Genomic DNA, 3554 nt, shown 5'->3' on the forward strand with positions numbered 1-3554 from the left:
TGAAGAGCCGTATGCGGGAAAGCCGCACGTACGGTTCTGGAAAGGATTATACATTGCGAAATGTGTATTTACTAAACTGCATCCCGGCGTAAATACTTCGAGTATAAATCAAAGGGGGCAGACCCCTCTGGTTGTATAGGGAGAATGTCTTATGAAAATTATGATAGTGGAAGACGAGGATAATATTCGTGAGGGACTGGTCTCTCTTCTGGACTGGAAGAAAGCGGGCTTTGACCCGCCTGTCCTTTTCGGGGGGGCGATCGAAGCGCTCGAATATCTGGAAACGGAAAAAGTGGATGTTGTTCTGACCGATATCTACATGCCGGTCTTAAGCGGCCTGGAGTTTATCAAGATGATACGGAAGGAGAACCTGACCTGCGACATCATCATTCTGACCGGGCATGACCGGTTTGAGTTTGCGCAGGAAGCCGTGGAGCTGGGGGTGAAGAGGTATCTGTTAAAGCCGGTATCCCCCGAAAAGCTGAAGCAGGTACTCGCGGACATCAGGAAAGACATTGCGGAGCGGATGAAGCTCATGGACTGGATTGCGATTGCCGAGAAACAGCTGGAAGAATATCTTCCGGTTCTGCGAAACCAATTCTGGAATGACCTGTTGGGGGAACGTTTTGCGGACAGGGAACAGCTGGAACTGGGCGCACAAAAAGCTTCAGTCTGTCTTCCGAAGCGGGAGATTACCTGTGTTGCTATCCGTCATTTTCATCAGGAGTCGAGCCTTACAAGGGAGGTTGCTCTGCGGCAGATTGTGGAGGAGATATTAGGAGATGCAGCTATTTACCTGATGCCCTATGACGGTACCGAGCTGGTGATCATGGAAGGCAGGCTGTTCCAGTTTAAGCTGGAAATCATGAAGGAATCCATTGCGCAGAATCTGGGGTTGGACGTATGCTTTGGCATCAGCAAAACGGGAAAGGAGCCGTTAACGATCGGCCGGCTTGCCAGGGAAGCAGTCGAAGCGGCAAAGTCGATCCGGGACATACAAGAGGTGTATTACCTTTATTTTGCAGATATCGCCCTCAAACGTGCGGGTGAACCGGAATATCCCTATGCGGATGAGAAGCAGATCCTGGATATGCTGCGGTTTCATGACACCTTAAATGACCGGTTTTTGCGGACATTTTTCCATAAGGTCATGCCTCCCAAGTACCCGGTGGAGGAGTCACAGGTTATGCTGTTCCAGCTGCTGGTGGCTATGAACCGCACCGCAAACGATATGGGGATAGATGAACTTGACGAGTTCAGAGTTACCCAGAGCAGTATCATGAACTTTGACGGGATAGAAGAGGCCTTTCATCAAATGGCAGAGAGGATGATTCGAAAAAAAAGAAATTCTACCAGAAGATATGCGGAAGTGATCGCCGAACAGGTAAAAGAGATTGTTGACAGGGAGTATTCCAATCCCGATCTCTCCGTTAACAGCCTGGCCGACCGGCTTGCGCTGACGTCTAATTACCTGTCCAGAATATTCCGGAGCATGACGGGCGAGACCTGTATCGAATATATCACAAAGGTACGTATGAATGCTGCAAAGGAGATGCTGGAACATACGGATAAAAAAAGCTATGTGATTGCCGGTGAAACGGGATATAAAAATGCAAATTATTTCAGCGCAATGTTTAAAAAATACACCGGGCTGTCTCCGAAAGAATATCGGGAAAGGAGAAAAGGGTGAAACGCAGATTTAAATCCATAAAAAACAGGATCATGGTTTTTTTTATCGGAGTGGCGGTCTTTCAGATCGCCGCTATGGCGTTGTTTGCGGTTTTCCACCTGCGTCCGTCCCTGACGAAGATGTATGAAGAACATCTGGAAAAATTTACGGAGTCCGCATTCTGGGAAGTCACATCGGCAAAGATGAAGATTGAAAATTATACCGTGAATATGATCGGAGATTCCGACATTCAGGAATTTTTGGAATCCGCGGATAACAGCAGCAGGAATTATGTGCCTTCTATGACGGCCGAGATGCGGAACCGGATTCTGTCCTATACGGATTATGACAGTGCGATTCGGTCGATTTATCTGATCGATAATCTCGGGAGGATGTACAGTAACCTGTCCCATAAGGCCATATCAGGATACCTGGAGTCAAAAGAGGAACTGAGAGAAAGAAGCGACGCATCTGCCGTATGGTTTACGGATTTTGATGACAGCAGCATCGTTGTGTACCGGATTGTGAACAACAATACAACGGATCTGAAGCGTAAGATCGGCGCCATCTGCATGGTAATTGATAAGAGTCTTTTTGTGGACCGCATCCAGCAGCTCCTTCTGGAAGACACACAGAACTACTGCCTGGAAAGCGCGGACGGCAATTTCCGGATCTCGTCTGCTGCAGACAGGGGCACATTTTCCGCAGAAAAATATATTATCAGTTCGCAAGATAACCGGATATGGAGGTTGGAAACATGGATAAATAAGGATGAGGCATATGCTTCTATTTATCTGATTTTCAAAATACTGGCTCTGGAGCTGATGGTTCTGCTTGTAATCAGCGTATGTATGGTAATTTATCTTTCCGGCAGGATTACCAGGCCCATATCAGACATCAGAAGTGCCATGAAGCAGATCGGAAAAGGCAATATGGAGGCAGAGGTGCCTGTCAGCGGAGAGGATGAGATCGGACAGCTCGCAGCCACCATGAACCGAATGTCGAAAAAAATAGGAGAGCTGGTGGAAAGGATCAGACGTGAAGAAACCAACCAGCGCCTTCTGGAACTAAAAGCCATGCAGTATCAGATTAATCCCCATTTTCTCTATAATACACTGGATTCTATCAGTATGTTTGCCCGGAAGAACCATGATGAACAGTGCGAAGAACTGGTGATTGCGCTTTCTGACTTTTTCAGGATCAGCTTAAGCCACGGACAGGAATTTGTGACACTCGAAAAGGAAGTGGAATATGCGGAGTGTTATCTGGAAATACAAAATATTCGTTTTCCGGAACAAATCACATGGGATGTCACCGTTGAAGAAGGGCTGAAAGAGATCAAAATCATGAAGTTTATTTTGCAGCCCCTGGTAGAAAACAGCATTTACCACGGTATCCGGGATGCCGGCCGAAAAGGGCATATACAGATATCCGCATATCGGGATGCCGGCGGCCTGGTCTTATGTGTTCGGGATGACGGGATCGGCATGCTGCCGCAGGAACTTACGGAGCTCATGGCAGATTTAGAGTCAGAGGAAATCAGAGAGAAGGATATCCATGAGGGCGGCTTCGGACTGAAAAATGTCCACCAGAGACTGAAACTGATGTATGGGGAGAAAAGCGGACTGCAGATACAAAGTGAATGGGAGGAGGGGACATGCATCACCATATATATACCATCCAAATCGGGAATTAGCGGCGAGCTTTAGCCTCGGCGCGGATGGGGACGCTCCATAAAGGGATAGCCGAAAGCCTCCCGGAGAACATCCATGTCCTTTCAAAAACGCGGCCGCGGACCTAAGAAATTCTAGGCGGGAAACAGCCCTGAAAATGGAGCACCACTGACACATCACGAGAAATCCGATGATTTCTCGCGCTGGGTCAG

2 protein-coding genes are annotated in these 3554 nt (G+C 47.9%); both read left to right on the forward strand.

All coding sequences use genetic code 11. The features are described from left to right. Window positions 1-151 precede the first annotated feature (151 nt). Window positions 152-1690 (forward strand): response regulator, encoded by a 1539-nt coding sequence (locus tag GKG43_RS22565; RefSeq protein ID WP_055155391.1) that lies wholly within the window; start codon window positions 152-154, stop codon window positions 1688-1690. Next, window positions 1687-3378 (forward strand): histidine kinase, encoded by a 1692-nt coding sequence (locus tag GKG43_RS23820; RefSeq protein ID WP_055155390.1) that lies wholly within the window; start codon window positions 1687-1689, stop codon window positions 3376-3378. The genes GKG43_RS22565 and GKG43_RS23820 overlap by 4 nt, the downstream gene beginning before the upstream one ends. The last annotated feature ends 176 nt before the right edge of the window (window positions 3379-3554 follow it).

The organism is Eubacterium sp. BIOML-A2, from assembly GCF_009680135.1.
GTDB lineage: Bacteria > Bacillota > Clostridia > Lachnospirales > Lachnospiraceae > Faecalicatena > Faecalicatena contortus_B.

Bases quoted from the DNA above. Each gene is read 5' to 3' on its own strand.
- GKG43_RS22565 (WP_055155391.1), top strand. From the start codon at position 152: ATGAAAATTATGATAGTGGAAGACGAGGATAATATTCGTGAGGGACTG.